General features: G+C 69.2%; 17 protein-coding genes and 1 tRNA gene. 10 read left to right on the plus strand and 8 right to left on the minus strand.

Annotation, left to right across the window (positions count from 1 at the left end; genetic code table 11):
- The coding region (locus tag MJ777_RS02465) for an APC family permease (protein WP_239372851.1) at positions 1–2,042 on the minus strand (2,042 nt) is incomplete at its 3' end.
- 120 nt (positions 2,043–2,162) lie between these two features.
- Here MJ777_RS02465 and MJ777_RS02470 point away from each other — a divergent pair.
- Entirely contained in the window at positions 2,163–2,834 is a 672-nt protein-coding gene (locus MJ777_RS02470) for a TrkA family potassium uptake protein (RefSeq protein ID WP_239309629.1), read from the plus strand.
- Positions 2,831–3,532 (plus strand): TrkA family potassium uptake protein, encoded by a 702-nt coding sequence (locus MJ777_RS02475; RefSeq protein ID WP_239309627.1) that lies wholly within the window; start codon positions 2,831–2,833, stop codon positions 3,530–3,532. The genes MJ777_RS02470 and MJ777_RS02475 overlap by 4 nt, the downstream gene beginning before the upstream one ends.
- Here the strand turns inward: MJ777_RS02475 and MJ777_RS02480 are convergent.
- From MJ777_RS02480 to dut, 4 genes are all read right to left on the minus strand, one after another.
- Positions 3,480–4,223: a DUF3159 domain-containing protein gene (locus MJ777_RS02480; protein WP_370651523.1), complete on the minus strand. Its 744-nt coding sequence runs from the start codon at positions 4,221–4,223 to the stop codon at positions 3,480–3,482. The two genes, MJ777_RS02475 and MJ777_RS02480, sit on opposite strands and share 53 nt — an antisense overlap.
- Positions 4,220–4,606, minus strand: a complete 387-nt coding sequence (locus MJ777_RS02485; RefSeq protein WP_239309625.1) for an OB-fold nucleic acid binding domain-containing protein — start codon at positions 4,604–4,606, stop codon at positions 4,220–4,222. The genes MJ777_RS02480 and MJ777_RS02485 overlap by 4 nt, the downstream gene beginning before the upstream one ends.
- Positions 4,607–5,162: 556 nt before the next feature.
- Complete coding sequence (locus MJ777_RS02490) at positions 5,163–5,882, minus strand: DUF3710 domain-containing protein (RefSeq protein WP_239346391.1); 720 nt, start codon at positions 5,880–5,882, stop codon at positions 5,163–5,165.
- 161 nt (positions 5,883–6,043) lie between these two features.
- On the minus strand, positions 6,044–6,553 hold the full coding sequence (gene dut / locus MJ777_RS02495) for a dUTP diphosphatase (RefSeq protein ID WP_239346390.1): 510 nt from the start codon (positions 6,551–6,553) through the stop codon (positions 6,044–6,046).
- Positions 6,554–6,775: 222 nt separating this feature from the next.
- Here dut and MJ777_RS02500 point away from each other — a divergent pair, with 222 nt between their 5' ends.
- The 4 genes from MJ777_RS02500 (at position 6,776) to MJ777_RS02515 (ending at position 9,761) form a co-directional block, all read left to right on the plus strand.
- Positions 6,776–7,192: a DUF3093 family protein gene (locus tag MJ777_RS02500; RefSeq protein ID WP_239372853.1), complete on the plus strand. Its 417-nt coding sequence runs from the start codon at positions 6,776–6,778 to the stop codon at positions 7,190–7,192.
- A gap of 55 nt (positions 7,193–7,247) precedes the next feature.
- Positions 7,248–7,538 (plus strand): DUF4235 domain-containing protein, encoded by a 291-nt coding sequence (locus MJ777_RS02505; RefSeq protein WP_239309618.1) that lies wholly within the window; start codon positions 7,248–7,250, stop codon positions 7,536–7,538.
- A complete protein-coding gene (locus MJ777_RS02510) occupies positions 7,528–9,060 on the plus strand; it encodes an aldehyde dehydrogenase family protein (RefSeq protein WP_239372855.1) in 1,533 nt (510 codons plus the stop codon). Before MJ777_RS02505 ends, MJ777_RS02510 begins: the two co-directional genes overlap by 11 nt.
- Before the next feature lie 176 nt (positions 9,061–9,236).
- Positions 9,237–9,761 (plus strand): gamma carbonic anhydrase family protein, encoded by a 525-nt coding sequence (locus MJ777_RS02515; protein ID WP_239309636.1) that lies wholly within the window; start codon positions 9,237–9,239, stop codon positions 9,759–9,761.
- A gap of 55 nt (positions 9,762–9,816) precedes the next feature.
- On the opposite strand, the gene MJ777_RS02520 is transcribed toward MJ777_RS02515, so the two are convergent.
- Positions 9,817–10,638: an inositol monophosphatase family protein gene (locus tag MJ777_RS02520; protein ID WP_239372928.1), complete on the minus strand. Its 822-nt coding sequence runs from the start codon at positions 10,636–10,638 to the stop codon at positions 9,817–9,819.
- A gap of 205 nt (positions 10,639–10,843) precedes the next feature.
- Between MJ777_RS02520 and valS the strand changes: the two genes are divergently transcribed.
- Positions 10,844–13,438 (plus strand): valine--tRNA ligase, encoded by a 2,595-nt coding sequence (gene valS, locus MJ777_RS02525; RefSeq protein ID WP_239372930.1) that lies wholly within the window; start codon positions 10,844–10,846, stop codon positions 13,436–13,438.
- A gap of 188 nt (positions 13,439–13,626) precedes the next feature.
- Here valS and MJ777_RS02530 read toward each other — a convergent pair whose 3' ends face one another.
- The gene (locus tag MJ777_RS02530) at positions 13,627–13,881 is read right to left on the minus strand and encodes an SHOCT domain-containing protein (protein WP_239372857.1); all 255 of its coding nucleotides are present in this window, start codon (positions 13,879–13,881) and stop codon (positions 13,627–13,629) included.
- Between the two features lie 241 nt (positions 13,882–14,122).
- Between MJ777_RS02530 and MJ777_RS02535 the strand changes: the two genes are divergently transcribed.
- Positions 14,123–16,279, plus strand: coding sequence for a copper-translocating P-type ATPase (locus MJ777_RS02535; RefSeq protein ID WP_239372859.1), 2,157 nt, complete (start codon positions 14,123–14,125; stop codon positions 16,277–16,279).
- A gap of 306 nt (positions 16,280–16,585) precedes the next feature.
- On the opposite strand, the gene MJ777_RS02540 is transcribed toward MJ777_RS02535, so the two are convergent.
- On the minus strand, positions 16,586–17,251 hold the full coding sequence (locus MJ777_RS02540; RefSeq protein WP_239309611.1) for a class F sortase: 666 nt from the start codon (positions 17,249–17,251) through the stop codon (positions 16,586–16,588).
- 79 nt (positions 17,252–17,330) lie between these two features.
- Between MJ777_RS02540 and MJ777_RS02545 the strand changes: the two genes are divergently transcribed.
- Both MJ777_RS02545 and MJ777_RS02550 read left to right on the plus strand, forming a co-directional pair.
- Positions 17,331–17,993, plus strand: coding sequence for a hypothetical protein (locus MJ777_RS02545; RefSeq protein WP_239372861.1), 663 nt, complete (start codon positions 17,331–17,333; stop codon positions 17,991–17,993).
- Positions 17,994–18,336: 343 nt separating this feature from the next.
- Positions 18,337–18,413: transfer RNA gene (locus MJ777_RS02550), tRNA-Pro, on the plus strand.
- The last annotated feature ends 122 nt before the right edge of the window (positions 18,414–18,535 follow it).

The following is an 18,535-nucleotide window of genomic DNA, read 5'->3' on the forward strand; positions in this document are numbered from 1 at the left end:
CGCCCGGCTCGCCCGGCCCGTCCGGCCCGCCCGGCGGCTTGGGCGGGGGTGGCCGAGCCGGTGGCTCGCCGTACCGCTCCCGGCGCGATCCGGTCCAGGCGCCGGCCTGCCTGTTCCGAGGAGGCGAGCTGCCACGGGACGCTGGTGACCATCACCCCTGGCTGGAAGAGCAGCCTCGCCTTCAGCCGCAGCGCGCTCTGGTTGTGGAGGAGCTGTTCCCACCAGTGCCCGACCACGTACTCGGGGATGAACACGGCGACCACGTCGCGCGGGCTCTCCCGCCGGATACCGGCGACATAGTCCAGCACCGGTCGGGTGATCTCGCGATAGGGCGAGGCAAGTTCGACCAGATCAATGCCGATGGCCCGCTCCTCCCAGGCCTGGCGGACCCGGCCGGACTCGGCCGGGTCAACCGCCACGGTGAGCCCGACCAGGGTGTGGGGCCGCGTGGCCTTGGCGTAGGCCAGGGCTCGCAGCGTCGGTTCGTGGATCTTGCTGACCAGCACCACCGCGTGCACCCTGGAGGGCAGCGTCGGCGGCCCCGGCTCGGGCTGCAGCTCCTGGGCCACCCGGTCGTAGTGCCGGTGGATCGCCCGCATCATCACGAAAATCACCGGCATGGCGACGCAGACGATCCATGCGCCGCGCGTGAACTTCGTGGCCAGCACCACGAGAAGCACGACAGCGGTCACACAGGCGCCGACGAAGTTGATCGCCTGTGAACGCCGGATGCGGCGGCGCAGCACCGGATCGACGGCGTCCGGATGATCGCTGTTCAAGATGTCCTGCCAGTGCCGCACCATGCCGGTCTGACTGCACACGAACGACACGAACACACCGATGATGTACAGCTGAATGAGCCGGGTCACCTCGGCGTCGAACGCGACGATCAGAAGAACGGCGAGAGCGGCGAGCGTGATGATCCCATTGCTGAAAGCAAGACGATCACCGCGGGTGTGCAGTTGACGCGGCAGATACCCGTCCCTGGCGAGGATCGACCCAAGTACCGGAAACCCGTTGAAGGCGGTGTTCGCGGCCAGCACAAGGATCAGGGCCGTGACGACGGCGACGTAAAGGAAGCCGAACGACCCCTCCCCGAAAACCGCGGCGGCCACCTGCGCGATGACCGTACGCTGCGTTGTGGCTACGGCCCCGTTCGCGCCCACGAGATTAGCCGGGTTCTCCGCCACGTGGACATGCGAGATCATCGCCAGGATGGTGACACCACTGAACATGGTGACCGCTATCAGCCCCATGGCCAGCAGCGTCGTCGCCGCGTTGCGGCTCTTGGGCGGACGGAACGCGGGGACCCCGTTACTGATCGCCTCCACGCCGGTGAGCGCCGTACAGCCGGACGAGAACGCCCGCAACGCCAGGAACACGGTGGCAAGACCGCCGAACGCGGACTCGGCGTGCACCTGGTAACTCGCGCTCTCGGCACGGGGCGGATGCCCGACCACGGTCTGCAACAACCCGACGGCGACCATCAGCAGGACGCCGACGACAAAGCCGTAGGTCGGGACGGCGAACGCCGTACCCGACTCCCGGACACCGCGCAGATTCACGATCGTCAGCACGACGATCAGCACCACGGCGAGAAGCACCTTGTGCCCGGCCAGGCTGGTCACGGCTGACGTGAGGTTCGCGACCCCGGCGGCGACCGACACGGCGACCGTGAGGATGTAGTCGACAAGCAGCGCGCTCGCGGCCGTGAGGCCGACCCGCGGCCCCAGGTTCGTCATCGCGATCTCGTACGCGCCGCCACCGGTGGGGTACGCGCGCACGTTCTGCCGGTAAGAGGCGACGACGGTCAGCAACACCACGACGACCGTGGCGGCCACCCATGGCGCAAGGTGGTAGAAAGCCAGACCGCCGAGTGACAGAACGAGCAGGATCTCCTCGGTGGCGTACGCCACCGAGGACAGCGGATCGCTGCCGAAGACAGGCAGGGCGATCCGCTTGGGCAGCAACGTCTCGCCGAGTTTGTCGCTCCCGAGAGGGCGACCGACGAAGCCGCGCTTGAGGCGGTCCGTGAGCCTCACGCGGCGATGCTACCGACTGGTGTGACCAGCATCGCATCGCTGTGAGATGTCCGATACCTCCGCTGCTGGACGTCGTCCACGCATCGACCGGGGCGACTGCGCGGGACTACGCTCTGCGGCGTGCATGTGGTGATCCTCGGTTGCGGTCGAGTCGGTTCGGCGCTCGCCCGCAGCGTCGACCGGTATGGCCACAGCGTCTCCATCATCGACCAGGACCCGGACGCCTTCACCCGGCTGCCCGCGGACTTCAGCGGCCGGATGGTCACCGGGGTCGGTTTCGACCGGGGCACCCTGATCGAGGCCGGCATCCGGGACGCGGCGGCGTTCGCCGCGGTTTCCAGCGGCGACAACTCCAACATCATCGCAGCCAGGATCGCGCGGGAGATGTTCGGCGTGACCAGCGTCGTCGCCCGCATCTATGATCCCCGCCGGGCTGAGGTGTACGAACGGCTCGGTATTCCCACGGTCGCCACCGTACGGTGGACCCGCGACCAGATCCTGCGCCGGCTCGTCCCGGACGCCATAACGCCGGAGTGGACGGACACATCCGGCATGATCCTGCTGTCAGAGATGACGCCCTCCATATCGTGGGTGGGGCTACGCGTCTCCACGCTTGAGGGTGCCGCGGGTGTCCGGGTCGCCTGTGTCACCCGTTTCGGCGAAGGCCTGCTTCCTGATTCTCGTACCCTCATCCAGGACGGCGACACGCTGCACATCGCCTTTCCCAAAGCACGGGCGGCGCAGGTGGAAGCCGTGCTGCGGTCCGGTCCGAAGGAAGGTCCACCCGCATGAGGCCACGTCGGATCGCCATCGCCGGAGCGGGCAAGGTCGGCCGTTCCATCGCCGCTGAACTGATCGACAACGGCTCCGAGGTCATGCTGATCGAACGTGACCCGCGCAAGATACGCACAGGCGCGCTCCCGCGTGCCAACTGGCTGCTGGCGGACGCATGCGAGCTGGCCTCCCTGGAGAGCGCCAACCTCCAGGAGTGCGCGGTGATGGTCGCCGCGACCGGGGACGACAAGGTCAACCTGGTCGTGTCGCTGCTGGCGAAGACCGAGTTCGGGGTGCCGCGGGTGGTGGCACGCGTCAACCATCCGAACAACGAGTGGCTGTTCACCGAGGCGTGGGGCGTGGACGTGGCCGTGTCCACCCCACGGCTGCTGACCGCCCTGGTCGAGGAGGCGGTGAGCGTCGGCGACCTCGTCCGCCTGATGCGCTTCATGCAGGGCAACGCGTCGCTGGTGGAGCTGACCCTGGCCGAGGACTCGCCGGTGATCGGGAGGCCCATCGCGCAGGTCGTGCTGCCCGCTGACGCGGCGCTGGTGGCGATCCTGCGCGATGGGCGGGTCGTCCTGCCCTCCCCCGACGCCACGCTGGAAGAAGGCGATGAGGTGCTCGCCGTGGTGACAGCCGGCGGAGACGTCGAGGAGGCCCTCAGCCAGGCTCTGGGTGGGACGCCGGTGGACTCACCACCACCGGCGCGGTGACCGGAAGGCCAGCGGGACCGCCACGCTCGTCCACGCCACGCTCGTCCACGGCAGCCTGACTCGGCGCGAGCCGCCGCACGATGGCGAAGGTCGTTATGATCGCGACGCCGAACAGCGGAAGCCCCAGGGCGATGTTGGCCGCGGCCAGCCATCCTGTCTGACCGGCCAGGTAGAGCACACCCTGGATGACGAACCGGAGACCGAAAACAACGATCCACACCAGCGTCGCCCGGATGGCGGCCCGGCGCAGGTGGCTGTGCTGACGCCAGTCGGCATACCGGGCATCCATCGCGGCCAGCACGAAACCCGCGAGCGGCCTGCGCGCCAGCAGAGACAGCAGGCCGGCTCCGGCGAAAACGGCGTTCTTCACGATACTGGGCAGGAAGTAGCCCTCGGCGCTGTGCGTGCGGGACGCGACGAACGCGGCGAGCCCCACCGCGAACAGACCGGAGAACGCCTGGCGCGCGGGTTCGCGGCGGACGACCCGCAGCGCGACGAGGGCCGCCGCCGTCGCCACGGCGAACACGATGCCCGCGGTCAGCCCGGCCCCGGCGTTGACCGCGACAAAAGCGACCGTGGGGATCGCGCTGTCGACCATCCCGCGTGGGCCGCCCATGGCCTCGGCGAAGGACATCGGGGGCCGCTGCCCGGTGGCCGGCGCGACCTGCTGGTCGCCGGTCGGGAGGCTCACGCGCTCGCGGACGACGCGGGCAGCAGCTCGTATCGCGGGTTGAAGATGGTGGTACGGCTGTCCTGATTCATGACCATCCCAGCTGCTTTCACCGTGCGTCCTGTCTGAATCCCCGGTATGTGCTTCCGGCCAAGAAACACCAGGGTGACGGTACCGGTGCCGTCGTAGATGTCCGCCTCAAGGCTCTGCGCTCCAGCATGACTCCGAACGGTAACCGAACGGATCGAACCGACGACGCACACCTCCTGACGCTCGTGACACTCACCCATGGGGATGGCCCCGGCCGCCTCGACCGTCCGCTGTAGGTCCTCCGCTTCCAGCACCTGATCATCCGCGTTCAGCCGGTGGACGACCCGCCCCCACCAACCGCCTCGGTCTCCCACGGCTCCTCCGGTTGAATCTCGAGCATGCACGGAACTGGGTTAAGAGCGCCCGGCAATAGAGGACACGGCGTCGCGGGGCTGGGGCACGCAACACAGGCAACATCGGGGTAACGAACCGACGCGCCCCAGTGTGCCCGCCCCGAGGCCCCAGCTCCAGCTGTGCACGATGTCCGTCCCAGGGCCCCGGCCGGCTGTGCTCACGCGTGCCTCGATGCTCACGCATGCCTCGGCCACTCGTCGCGCGACACGTCATCACCGAAAGACAGCGATACCAGCGGCGTGCAGCCACCAGCTCTCCGTGCGGGCGTCAGCTACGGCGGGCTGGTGAGCGATGGCGCACCCGCGCTGATGGCTGCCGGCGGCAGTCTGCGCATCGCCGGCTCCGGCGGGCCCTGCGTCAGGCGCGTCGACATCAGGCGCGTCGACCCGGCTGTGTGTTGGGCGTCGACCGACGAGCCGGGGTACCCGTGCATCGCGCAGCGATGGACGGGGAGCGATGCGGCGAGGTGCGTGCCCCAGCCCCCCGCGACGCCGCGTCCCCTATTGCCGGTCGCTCTTAGCCGACCTCCGCTATCCGCACGCCGGGGGCAGGCATCCGGGCCGCCGTCCGCACGGCCGCGGGTGTGGTGTCGTACGGGCCCGCCGCCACCTCCTCCGCGGGGTCGGGCGAAGCGTGCGGGTCGGTGACCTCTTTCGGCAGCTTCAGCGGCAGCGGATCGCGCAGGGGCATCGCCTGGTCACCACGCACCACCACGAGCTGGCGCAACGCTTCGGTCAGCAACGGCGCGGCCTGTGGATCGAGCGCGCCATAGCCGGTGAGGACGATCCGCAGGAACCAGCGCGGACCGTCGATCCCCATCATCCTGCCGGGCATGAACTCATCGGCCGCGCCGGTCGGCAGCTGGAGCCGCAGCTCCTTCCCATACGGTCCGCTGCCCTCCTCGGCCGCGCCCGGTCCCGCGCCCAGGGAGCCGGCGATCTCGGCGCGCACGTCGTTCCACAGACCGGTGCTTTTCGGCGCGGCGAAGGCCGCCAGCTCCATCGCGCTCTGGCCGTCCGTGAGGGTCACCGTCAGCAGCTGGCCAGATGTCTGATCGACCTGGAACTGCACCTGGATCCCGTCGACCATGGGGATACGCAGGGACCCCAGATCGAGACGCCGAACACGATCGTCCGGAGCGTTGTCGGCGTCATACGGACCGTCCGGGGCACCCGCAGTGCCCTCCTCCTCGACGTCGAGGACCTCATCCCGGCCATGGTGTTCCGGTGCGCCCAAGACACCTCGACCACCACGTCTACGACCGCGCCGGAACATTTCAACCACTTCCTGTTATCACGATGAGCTCCTTGCGCGTGCTGGCCGGCAACGATGGCGGATATGGTGCGGGCGCGGGGCGGACGTCGGGCAGGCATGGGTAAGCACTTCGCCGGCCCCGGTCAGCTAAGATCACCGGTCGTCGCGAACCCACCGGTCGATCCGAACCCGCCGGTGCCCCTCGCCGTCCCGGGCAGTTCGGCGACCTCACGGAACGCCGCATGCTCCACCCGCTGGACGACAAGCTGCGCGATCCGGTCGCCACGCCGCAGGTGGACCGATGCGTGCAGGTCGGTGTTGACAAGCAGAACCTTGATCTCACCACGGTAACCGGCGTCGACAGTACCTGGCGCATTCACGATGGACACGCCATGGCGAGCGGCGAGTCCGCTGCGCGGATGCACGAACGCCGCGTAGCCCTCGGGCAGCGCGATGGCGATCCCCGTTCCGATCATGGCACGTTCGCCGGGGGCGAGGGTGACGTCGCGGGCTGCCACGAGGTCCGCGCCGGCATCGCCGGCATGCGCGTAGGCGGGCAGCGGAAGATCCGGATCGAGCCGCCGCACCAGCACTCCCAGCCGACGCGATCCAGGGCTGGCCGGCTGCGCGGTGAGATCGTTCGTGGCGGTCATGAGTCTCCGATCGCTCCTCGCGAATACGAGCCGAGACCGGTAACCGGCACAGTCAACGGTACCCGGGGGAACACGCCGAAGACTAAGGTGTGCCGGCTGGCCCCTCACCGGCACCCTCACCCGCGCCCACACCGGCGCCCGCCCCGATGGGGGCCAGCCACCAGCGAAAGATCAGTTACTGACGGGCGCGGGCGGCTCCTGACACAGTGGATACTGACCGACATGCGTTACGAGGAACGGCTGGCGGTACCTCGGCTCTGGTACGTCTGGGCCGCTGTCTGCGCGGGCGCCTTCGGCAGTTACTTCACCGTCTACGCGGACTCCGCGCTGGCTCGGCTGGTGGCCTACGGCGCCATGTTCACCGCGCTGGCGGCGGCGCTGTGGCTGCTCGGGCGGCCCCGCCTGGCCGTGACCGACACGTCGGTGCGCGCGGCCGGCAGGACGATCAGCAGAGACGCCGTCCACGGCTCCGTCGCCTGCACCGACATCCGCACCGTGCTTGCTCCGGGGATGTTTGCCCTGACCAGGCCATGGATACGGACGGGCGTCCGAGTCGACACCGCGACCGGCGCATGGGTGCTGTCCAGCAGACATCCCGACGAACTGGCTATGGCGATCAATGTCCCGGTCACGCGCTGAACCGCGGATCTCGCTCCCCCGCGGGCCGCGGTCCACAGATGACGGAGGTGCGATAGTGGCACGGTCGGTATCGAAGATTGGCTGGAAGATCGTGGGAGGCGCGGCAGGTGCCGCGGCCGGCTCGGCGGCGAGCAGGACCGCCACCGTGGCGTACCGGAAAATCCGCAAAGCCGACCCGCCGGCCAGTCCGGCGCATCCCGAGACGGCCTGGGCGGACGCGATCGGCTGGGCGGTGCTGTCCGGGGTGGCGATCGGCCTCGGGCGGCTCACCGCCGAACGGGTGGCCGCCCGCTGGTGGGTGAAGACGACTGGATCGCTGCCACCGGGCATGCACGATGGCGACTGACCCAGAACCGGCCGTCATGGTGGCGGTGGAGGCCTTTGAGTCGATCAGCCCGGTTACCGGCGCGACAATCGCGACGTTCCCGGCGCACAGCGCCGACGAGGTGCGCGCCGTGGTCGAGCACACGCGCACCGCCACCCAATGGTGGTCCGGCCTCGGCTTCGACGGTCGCCGCACGCGCCTGCTGGCCTGGAAGAGAGCGCTCTACGACTCCCTTGACGAGCTCGCGGACCTGGTCCACCGGGAGAACGGCAAAACCGTCGACGAGGCCGTCCTGGAGATCGGTACTCATCTTGACATCCTCGCCTGGACGGCTGCCCATGCCGGGCGCGTCCTGGGCACGCGCCGGGTGCCGCGTGGCCTGCTCACCGCGAACCAGGCCGCCTCCGTGACCTACCAGCCCTACGGGGTCGTCGGCGTCATCGGGACCTGGAACTGGCCCGTCTACACCCCGGGCGGGGCCATCGTGTCGGCGCTCGCCGCCGGCAACTGTGTCGTCTACAAACCCAGTGAGCTGACACCCGCGGTCGGACGGTTCGTCGTGGAGAAGTTCGCCGCCGTGGTCGGCGAGCATCCGGTACTCCGTATGGTCACCGGCCGCTCGCTCACCGGCGCCGCGCTGTGCTCGGCCGGCGTGGACAAACTCTCGTTCGTCGGTGCCCCGGCCACCGGCCGGGCCGTGATGGCCCAGTGCGCGAAGACGCTCACCCCGGTCGTGCTGGAACTGGGCGGCAAGGACGCGATGATCGTCGCGGACGACGCCGATCTCGACGCGGCCGTCGACGGCGCGCTGTGGCTCGGGATCGGCAACTCCGGCCAGACCTGCATCGCCACTGAACGGATCTTCGTGACCGACGGTGCCTACGATGCCTTCCTCGCAAAGCTGATCATCCAGGCGAAGAAAATCACGGCTGGCGCCGGGAAACCGTCCGGGTACGGCCCGATGGTCCTCGACAGCCAGATCGAGCTCATCCAGCGCCACCTTCGCGACGCGCTGGCGCGAGGCGGGCGTGCCGTGGTAGGCGGCCCCGAATCGGTCCGCCCACCGTTCGTCGATCCGATCGTGCTGGTCGACGTGCCAGACGACGCCCTGGCGATGACCGAGGAGACCTTCGGGCCGACCCTGGTGGTGACCCGGGTGCGTGACCTCGACGAGGCCGTGGCCAGAGCCAACAGCAGCGTCTTCGGGCTTGGCGCGTCGGTGTTCTCCCGCCGCCGCGGGCGGGAGATCGCCGACCGGCTGCGGGTGGGCATGGTCTCGGTCAACAATGTCATGGTCTTCACCGCGGTCGCCGGCCTGCCGTTCGGCGGCGTCGGGCACTCCGGGTTCGGGCGGGTACAGGGCGCGGATGGCCTGCGCGAGTTCGCCTGGCCGAAGGCGATGACCGTGCGGCAGATCGCCTCGCCGGTCAACCCGATCTCGTTCTTCCGAAAACCGTCAGCGATGCGGCGCTACCGGGCGCTCACACGCATGCTGCACGGGCAGCGAGCCAAGACGGACGCCGAGAATAACAGCGCTGGGTGACCAGAACGACCCGCGCACATGTGTCCGGCGGCGCGGGCGGCGGCCGGCTCCGTAGGGCACGATGAGGTGGGGATGCTCCCCAGCGGCGGCCGTGTCCGCGGTAACACGCCCATGGTGGGCCGACCATGATGATGAGCTGACCATGGCGACCGGCCGGCCACGTGCCCGAGAAGGAGATGTCGGTGGCTGTCTACGCGCTCGGTGACCGGGTGCCCGAAATCGATCCCTCCGCCTACGTCCACCCGGCGGCAACCGTGATCGGCAAGGTGACCATCGGCCCCGAGTCGACCATCTGGCCGGGCGCGGTGCTGCGCGCCGACTACGGGGAGATCCGTATCGGCGCCCGGACCTCGGTACAGGACGGCACCGTCGTGCACTCGACCGCCACGCTGCCCACGATCATCGGCGACGACTGCGTCATCGGGCACATCGCGCATCTGGAGGGCTGCGTCATCGAGAACGGGTCCCTGGTCGGCTCCGGCTCGATCGTCCTGCACGAGGCCGTGGTCGGCGCCGGCGCACTGGTCGGCGCGCAGGCGCTTGTCGGTAACAACGTGCGGGTACCGCCCCGGGCACTGGCCATCGGCGTACCAGCGAAGATCCGCCCGGACGCGGTGCCGGAGAACGCCTTCGCGGCCGGGGCCGCGATGTACACCGCGAACGGCAAGCGGTACCGCGAGGAGCTCCGCCGCATCGACTGACTGGGCTGAGCCGGCCGGCCCAGGCCGGCCCAGGCCGCGCGAGTGGACGGACAGGTTAGTCGCCGTCGGCGGGCGGGTCCGCGGCGAGCAGGTCGTGCAGCGCATCGAACAGCGCCGGTGGGGCCGCGATGGTGAGGTCGTTCGACACCGGCCGGCCGTGCAGACCACCGACGCGCAGACCGGCCTCGGTGGCGATCAGCCCCCCGGCCGCATGATCCCAGGGATGCAGGCCGCGCTCGTAGTAGGCGTCCACGAGGCCGGCCGCGGCCGCGCCGAGGTCGAGTGAGGCCGCGCCCATCCGCCGGATGTCCCGTACCCGCGGCAGGACCCGGGTCAGCACCGTGACCTGGCTGGCCCGTCGCTCGACCGTGTAGCCGAACCCGGTCGCCACCAGCGCGTGGGACAGGTCGGTGACGGTCGAGCCCGTGAGGGCGGCTCCGTTACGGGCCGAGCCTTCGCCGAGCGCCGCCGTGTAGGTGACGCCCATGGCCGGAGCGTGCACGACCCCGGCCACCACCGTCCCGTCGATCTCAGCCGCGATCGACACCGCCCAGTTCGGCAGGCTGTAGAGGAAGTTCACGGTGCCGTCCAGCGGGTCGACGATCCAGCGCACGCCGCTGGTGCCGACGTCGTCGGCGCCTTCCTCACCGAGGAGGCCGTCGCCGGGGCGCGCCTCGCGCAGCCTGCGTCCGACCAGCTCCTCGGATGCCCGGTCGAGCGCGGTGACGACGTCCGTGGGGGAGGACTTGGTCGACTCGGCCGCCACCGTGCCCGCTCGTCCCCGCAGCAGGAGGTCACCGGCCTCCTGGGCGACGGCGAGCGCGAGCTCCAGCAGCTCCAGCGGTCGCGAGCCGCCGGGCGTCACGTCATCAGGCATCGATGCGGAAGCCCCCGTCGAAGGCATCGGATCGCCGGCATAGCGCGTGGTGTCAGGCACGGGCTTCATCCTGCCAACCCACCGGTACCAGTCGGGACGGTGCCCACCAGGACCGCAAAAAACCGCGGCTTGCGGGCACCGCGAGTCCCGCCGTCCCCGGCCCGTAGGATCGTTACCTGTGGTGACAGAAGAAGGCAGAAACCAACTGGATCCGGGCCAGCGGGAAGATCCGGCGCAACGGCGGCAGGCCGTCCCGGACCGGCCGTCCCTCGACGGCATCGAGCAACGCTGGTCGGCCGCATGGCACGAGCAGGCGACCTATCGCTTCGACCGGACCGCCGACCGGGCGCGGGTCTTCGCGATCGACACGCCACCGCCGACCGTCTCCGGGTCGCTGCACGTAGGTCATGTCTTCTCCTACACGCACACCGACATCATCGCCCGGTACCAGCGGATGCGCGGCCGTGAGGTCTTCTACCCGATGGGATTCGACGACAACGGTCTGCCGACCGAACGCCGGGTACAGAACCACTTCGGCATCCGCTGTGACCCGTCGCTGCCCTACGACCCGGGCTACACCCCGCCGGACAAGCCCGGCAAGGAGCAGGTCCCGGTCAGCCGCCGCAACTTCGTGGAGCTGTGTGAGCGGCTGACGATCGAGGACGAGAAGGTCTACGAGGAGCTGTGGCGGCGGCTCGGCCTGTCGGTGGACTGGTCGATGACCTACGCGACGATCGACACCCGCTCCCGCGCCGTCGCCCAGCGGGCCTTCCTGCGCAACCTCGCTCGTGGCGAGGCCTATCTCGCGCAGGCGCCGACGCTGTGGGACGTGACCTTCCGGACAGCGGTCGCCCAGGCGGAGCTGGAGGACCGTGACCGCCCAGGCGCTTACCACACGCTCGCGTTCGCCCGCGCGGGTGGCCAGGGCGCCGCGGCCGGCGGCCCGGCAGTGCTCATCGAAACCACCCGGCCGGAGCTGCTGGCCGCGTGTGTCGCCCTGGTCGCGCATCCGGACGACGAGCGGTACCAGCCGCTGTTCGGCTCGTCGGTGCGCACTCCCCTGTTCGATGTCGAGGTGCCGGTGCTCGCGCACCGGCTCGCCGACCCCGAGAAGGGGTCCGGCATCGCGATGATCTGCACCTTCGGCGACCTGACGGACGTCACCTGGTGGCGGGAGCTTCAGCTGCCCGCCCGAGCGGTGATCGGCCGGGACGGCCGGCTGCTCGCCGACCCACCCGAGGCGATCGTGTCGGAGACGGGCCGGGCACACTATGCCACGCTGGCCGGACGTACCGCCAACAGCGCGCGCGAGCAGACCGTCGCGCTCCTGCGGGCCAGCGGAGCACTGCTGGGAGAACCGCGCCCGATCACCCATCCGGTGAAGTTCTACGAAAAGGGCGACCGCCCGCTGGAAATCGTCACAACCCGCCAGTGGTACATCCGCAACGGTGGACGGGACGAGACCCTGCGGGCGGCGCTGCGGGCCCGCGGCGCCGAGCTGCGCTGGCATCCCGCGCATATGCGCGTCCGCTACGAGAACTGGGTGGATGGGCTCACCGGGGACTGGCTGATCAGCCGGCAGCGCTTCTTCGGCGTGCCGTTCCCGGTCTGGTACCCGCTGGGCTCCGACGGCCTGCCCCGGCACAACCAGCCGATCGTGCCCGACGAGGCCACACTTCCGGTCGACCCATCCAGCGACACACCACCTGGCTTCACCGAGGCCCAACGCGGGGTTCCCGGTGGTTTCGCCGCTGACCCGGATGTGATGGACACCTGGGCCACCTCGTCGCTCACCCCGCAGATCGCCGCTGGCTGGGGCAGCGACGACGACCTGTTCGCGCGGGTGTTCCCGATGGATCTGCGGCCGCAGGCGCATGAGATCATCCGCACCTGGCTGTTTTCGACGGTGCTGCGCAGTCATACCGAGTTCGGCACACTGCCCTGGACGAACGCGGCCATCTCCGGCTGGATTCTCGACCCGGACCGCAAGAAGATGTCGAAATCCAAGGGAAACGTCGTCACGCCGCTGGACCTGCTCGAACAGCACGGTTCGGACGCGGTGCGATACTGGGCGGCATCCGGGCGTCCGGGTACTGATACCGCCTTTGATGTCGGGCAAATGAAAATCGGGCGACGCCTCGCCATCAAGCTGCTCAACGCGAGTCGGTTCACCCTGGGGCTCGGTGTGGTCGAGGACCCGGGCGCGATCAGCGAATCACTCGACCGAGCGCTGCTGGCGACGCTCGCGGATGTCGTCGACGCGGCCTCTACCGCATTGGACGGCTACGACTACACCCGTGCCCTGGAACTGACCGAATCGTTCTTCTGGCGGTTCTGCGACGACTACGTCGAGCTCGTCAAAGGACGCGCGTATGGGGCGTTCGGCGTAGCGGGCTCGGCATCCGCCCGAGCCACGCTCGCTATCGCGCTGTCCACGGTCCTGGCACTGTTCGCGCCCTTCCTCCCGTTCGTCACCGAAGAGGTCTGGTCCTGGTGGAAACCCGGTTCGGTGCACCGCGCCCGCTGGCCGGAAGCCGGTGAGCTGCGCAAGTTCGCCGACAACGGCGACCCTCGCCAGCTCGAGGCGGTCAGCGGCGCGCTCACGGCGATCCGGCGGTCGAAATCAACGGCCAAGGTCTCGATGAAGGCCGCGGTGGCCTCCGCCCACGTCAGCGGAGAGGCCGACCTGCTGGCCCTGGTGGCGGCCGCCGCGCCAGATCTGCGCAGCGCCGGCAGCATCACCAGCCTGACCTTCGCCGCAGGCTCGGGCGAACTGGCCATCGACGTGATCCTGGCCTGACCCGGTACAAGGGCCTGACCGGGTTGCATCGGTCTCACTCCAGGTACCGGTCGCGACGAAGGCGCTGCAGTCGGTGGCGCTCGGCCTTCTGGGGCCCTGGCCATGCGACGAGCGGGGGCCGCCAGCACGATTGTGGCGGCGACGGCCAGAACCTTCTTCCCCGCCCCGCTTATCCCCACTACCCAGCCTCACCGGCCCGCGCGCAGCAGCTCAGACCGCCGTTTGTACTCGTCCTCGTCAATCTCCCCGCGGGCGAACCGCTCAGCCAGCACATTCTCGGCATCGGCCCGATCGCCGCCAGCGTCCGAACGGCCAGTCGGGCGCCCGCCACCCAGGTAGCGAACGAGCACGACGACGCCAGCGATGACCAGGCTCCAGAACAGGACCATCATCACGGACATCGCGAGCCAGGCACCCCAGCCCCAGCCCCAGCCCCACATCATCGCTGTCACCCTCCCGAGCGAAGGCGCGCCCGGCCCTGGCGCGGTCGTCCACCTCCTCTGCAGGCATCCCCGTTTCCGCACCTCTGAATCCGGGCTGTACGGATCAGCCCGGTCGGGATAACAGGCCCTTGCCGGCGGTGTCGGTCCCGGTACTCCCACTGGGCAGGAATGCTGACACCAGCTCAGAGCGACCAGCAACAACGGAACTCGCCCGAAGCGACCGCAGCGAAGGAGCCGAACCATGGCGCAGCAGCGTGATGTTTCCGCCTCCCACGGGCTCCCTGCCCACCGCGAGGCGATCGATGCGGGAGAGGGCCTGGCGACCGCGGTTCTCCAGACATCCGGCACATCTGGCGGGCATGCGGGGATGTCGATGGCGGCGATGGTCGCTGACATGCGCAACCGTTTCCTGGTCGCGGCGCTCTTCTCGATCCCGATCCTGCTGTGGTCGGCGATCGGCCGCGACGTCCTGGGCTTCGACGTGGCCGCGCCGTTCGGGTTGCGCGACGACGTGTTCCAGCTGATCCTCAGCCTCCCGGTGATCTTCTGGGCGTCGTGGATCTTCTTCGACGGAGCGATACGGGCGCTGCGCGCCCGGACGCTGGACATGATGGTTCTGGTCGCGGTCGCCGTCGGCACCGGCTGGACCTACTCCCTCGTCGTCACGCTCACCGGCGGCGGGGACGTCTTCTACGAAGCGGCTACCGTGCTCGCCGCGTTCGTGCTGCTGGGGCACTGGTTCGAGATGCGCGCCCGCGGCGGAGCCACCGACGCGATCCGCGCCCTGCTCCAGCTCGTGCCGGAGAAGGCGCTGGTGGTGCGGGACGGCGAACCGGTCGAGGTACCGACCGCCGAGGTCGCCGTCGGTGACCTGCTGCTCGTCCGCCCCGGAGGCAAGATCGCAGTCGACGGGATGGTCGAGGCGGGCGAGTCCGACCTCGACGAGTCGATGGTGACCGGCGAGAGCCTGCCGGTGCACAAGACCGTCGGCACGCAGGTGATCGGCGCGACCATCAACACCACCGGCACTCTGCGGGTCCGGGCCACCAAGGTCGGGGCGGACACGGCACTGGCACAGATCGTCGCGCTCGTTCAGGAGGCGCGGAACAGCAAGGCGCCCGGTCAGCGACTGGCCGACCGGGCGGCGTTCTGGCTGGTGCTCGTCGCGCTGCTGGGCGGGCTCGGCACACTGCTCGTCTGGCTGCTGGGAACCGGCCGTCCCGCGACCGAGGCAATCCTGTTCGCGATCACGGTAGTCGTCATCACCTGCCCGGACGCGTTGGGGCTCGCCACCCCGACGGCAATCATGGTGGGGACCGGTCTCGGTGCGAAACGCGGCATCCTGTTCAAGAACGCGACCGCGTTGGAGACCTCGGCCCGGATCGACGCGGTCATCCTGGACAAGACCGGCACCCTGACCAAGGGCGAACCGGAGGTGACCGAGATCCTCACGGACGGCAGCGTCGACGGTCTGGACGAGGAGGAGCTGCTTCGGCTGGTCGCCGCGGTCGAACGGGAGTCCGAGCATCCACTCGCCGCGGCGATCATCCGTCATGCCGACACATGTGAGGTACCGGTGGCCCGCGCGGAGGCGTTCACGAGCCACCCCGGACGCGGGGCGGCCGCCACCGTCGACGGACGGCACGTGATGGTCGGCAACCGCCGACTGATCGAACAGGAAGGAGTCCCACATGATGATCTTAACGCTCAGTGGGACGCACTGCCGGCGGGCGGCCGGACCCCAGTAGGTGTCGCGGTCGACGGCCAGCTGGCCGGGATCATCGGCATCGCTGACACGCCGCGGCCGACAGCTGCCGCCGCGGTGCGAGCACTGCACGATGCCGGCGTCGAGGTAATCATGCTCACCGGCGACAACCAGGCCACCGCCGAGCGGATCGCCGACGAGCTCAACATCGACACGGTCATCGCCGAGGTCCTGCCCGGCGACAAGGCCACAAAGATCGCCGAGCTACAGCGCGACAGCCGTCGGACCGCCATGGTCGGCGACGGCGTCAACGACGCTCCGGCGCTGGCCCAGGCCGACCTCGGCATCGCCATCGGTGCCGGCACCGACGTGGCGATCGAGACCGCCGACGTGGTACTGATGCGTTCCGACCCCCTCGACGTACCAGCCGCACTGCTCATCGGCCGCGCCACGCTCCACAAGATGCGCCAGAACCTCGGCTGGGCCGTCGGCTACAACACCATCGCCCTACCGATCGCCGCAGGGGCCTTCGAACCCGCCTTCGGCCTGGTACTACGCCCCGAGATCGCGGCCCTGGCCATGTCCGGATCCAGTTTCCTGGTCGCCGCCAACGCACTCCTGCTCAATCGGCTGCAGCTACCACCCGCCCTCGCCACATCACCGGAAGGACCAACGACGCCGGACGTCTGGTAAGAGCACCCGGCAATAGGGGCGTGGATCAAGGAGCGGGGCTGGGGCGCGTGCATCGCAAGGCGGCGGAGGGAGCCACCCTGGTCCGTGGGGTGTCGACCGACAAGCCGGGGTACCCGTGCATCGCGCAGCGATGGACGGGGAGCGATGCGGCGAGGTGCGTGCCCCAGCCCCGCGACGCCGCGTCCCCTCTTGCCGGTCGCTCTAAGAAGCGTGGTGGACGCCGGTCCCGGTGAAGGCGTTCGGCCTCAATACCGGCGGCCACCGACGGACGAGCGCGCAGCGGGGAGTCCGGCCGACGACACCTCATCAAACAGCATGCGCAAAAACGATCACGTTATCCAGATAGTGGTGGGTTTTCCTGTTGAAATCACCGCCACAGGTGATGAGGCGTAGTTCCGGACGATCAACCGTGCCGTAGACGTCCGCCGCAGGGAAGGCACTCTTCGAGACCTCCTGGATGCGGTCCACCACAAATCGCACAACCGTTCCGTCAGCCCTTTTTATCTCCACCAAGTCATTTTGTTTGATCTTCTCAAGGCGGTAGAAAACAGCTGGCCCGGTTGTTGAGTCGTAATGTCCGACGAGGACGGCCGCACCGACGTCACCTGGACGCGGGCCATATTCGTACCAGCCGATTTCACCCCAGGACGTCGGCACCTGGAGCGTTCCGTCCGAGTTGAGCCCAACCGGCCCGACGGCCGCAGCCGTGCCCAGCGCGGGAATATTCAGGAAGATCGGCCGGCTATCAGCCGTACGCGCCGGAGCGGACACCGCCGCAGACGTACCAGCTGGTGGTTTATCCGTGGCAACGACGCCTGTTGGGACAGTCGTCGCAGGAATTCCAATGTCCTTCCCGAATTCCTGCGAAACAAGCCTCTGGCCGCTCACTCCAATCAGGATGAGTCCAAGCAGAATCAGCCACCGTGCCGGCAAGAGGACTTTCGGCTTCCTCCCGGCAATATCGCGTCCCATGCCGTTCCCCCAGACATCAAATGGCTACTGTGTTGCCCGCGGTAACAGTACCGCTACCGCATGAGAGAAGAGGAAGGTCATGACGCACAGAATTGGCCGGGGTGTGGTGATGCTGGCAATATCGGCAGCCACCGCATTCTTTGTTGGCATTAACCCCGTATCCGCGTTTGCGAATGACGACTCGTGGGACTCGGACTCGCACCACAGCTGGACGATCGATGCGCCGGACAGCCCGACTGCGACGGCCAGCGCCAGCGCCAGCGCGACACCGACGGCTGCCAGCACCACCACAGCCCCCACGCCAACGGCCGCCGCCAGCACCACGGCGCCAGCATGGGGCGGTACGATCACGGCGCCGACTGCTGCCAGCACCACCGCGGCGCCGACTGCTGCCAGCACCACCGCGGCGCCGACAGCGGCCAGCACCACCGCAGCCCCCACGCCAACAGCGGCTGCCAGCACCACCGCGGCGCCGACGGCTGCCAGCGCGCCGTCGTACGGCGCTCCCCACGACTACAAGTGGGACAGCAAGAAGGACGACAAGTCCTGGGAAGGCGCCAAGAAGGACGACAGGTCCTGGTCGGAGGCCAAGTCCTACCCCGCGCCGTCGCATGGCGTCGACGCCGGTGGCGGCGGCACCGCGCCGTCGTTCCCGATCACTCCGGTCGCCGGTGCGGGGCTCGGTGCCGCGATGCTCGGCGCGGGCCTCACCGCTCGTCGCAGGAATCGCGCGACGCAGTGACCAACGGGTCTGGATGCGCCTGGATCTCAGCAGGCGCATCCAGACCGCGGTTGGGCCGACGAGCGCGCGATCGTAACTCCCTCCGCGCGCCGCAGGCTCCAGGGAAGACGAGTCCGGGGGGGCGCCGCCGCCGAAGTTTCCCCGCGGCCACCCGAACCGCTGGCCGTCCGGATAACAAGAGCATCCGGGCGGCCGGCAGCCTCTCCCAGCCGGCAGCCAACACCGGACACGGCCCCAGCCCCAGGCCCAGGTTCGCCGGAGCCCTGGGTGACGCGGTGCGAGTCCCGACCGCGTCACCCAGGGCCCAAGCCTGCCTCAGCCATGGGGTAACGTAGGGCGCGTACGGGACGTGGCGCAGCTTGGTAGCGCACCAGACTGGGGGTCTGGGGGTCGCAGGTTCGAATCCTGTCGTCCCGACCAGTATCAAAGTGGCCGCTGACGGGACAGACACCCAGGTCAGCGGCCACTTTTTATGGATCTTCTTGTTCCCGTCCAGGGTCAGGCTGATCGGGCTTGGGGACCATTTGGGGACCGGGCGGCGC

Origin of the sequence: Protofrankia sp. Cj5 (assembly GCF_917627405.1) — a bacterium.
In the GTDB taxonomy this organism is placed as follows: Bacteria; Actinomycetota; Actinomycetes; order Frankiales; family Frankiaceae; genus Protofrankia.

Excerpts from the sequence above, each read along its gene's own strand:
- MJ777_RS02530 (WP_239372857.1), bottom strand. The coding sequence starts at position 13,881 with ATGATGTGGGGCTGGGGCTGGGGCTGGGGTGCCTGGCTCGCGATGTCC.
- MJ777_RS02475 (WP_239309627.1), top strand. The coding sequence starts at position 2,831 with ATGAGGCCACGTCGGATCGCCATCGCCGGAGCGGGCAAGGTCGGCCGT.
- MJ777_RS02545 (WP_239372861.1), top strand. The coding sequence starts at position 17,331 with ATGACGCACAGAATTGGCCGGGGTGTGGTGATGCTGGCAATATCGGCA.
- dut (WP_239346390.1), bottom strand. The coding sequence starts at position 6,553 with ATGACCGCCACGAACGATCTCACCGCGCAGCCGGCCAGCCCTGGATCG.
- MJ777_RS02500 (WP_239372853.1), top strand. The coding sequence starts at position 6,776 with ATGCGTTACGAGGAACGGCTGGCGGTACCTCGGCTCTGGTACGTCTGG.
- MJ777_RS02510 (WP_239372855.1), top strand. The coding sequence starts at position 7,528 with ATGGCGACTGACCCAGAACCGGCCGTCATGGTGGCGGTGGAGGCCTTT.
- MJ777_RS02520 (WP_239372928.1), bottom strand. The coding sequence starts at position 10,638 with ATGCCTGATGACGTGACGCCCGGCGGCTCGCGACCGCTGGAGCTGCTG.
- MJ777_RS02540 (WP_239309611.1), bottom strand. The coding sequence starts at position 17,251 with ATGGGACGCGATATTGCCGGGAGGAAGCCGAAAGTCCTCTTGCCGGCA.
- MJ777_RS02515 (WP_239309636.1), top strand. The coding sequence starts at position 9,237 with ATGTCGGTGGCTGTCTACGCGCTCGGTGACCGGGTGCCCGAAATCGAT.
- MJ777_RS02535 (WP_239372859.1), top strand. The coding sequence starts at position 14,123 with ATGGCGCAGCAGCGTGATGTTTCCGCCTCCCACGGGCTCCCTGCCCAC.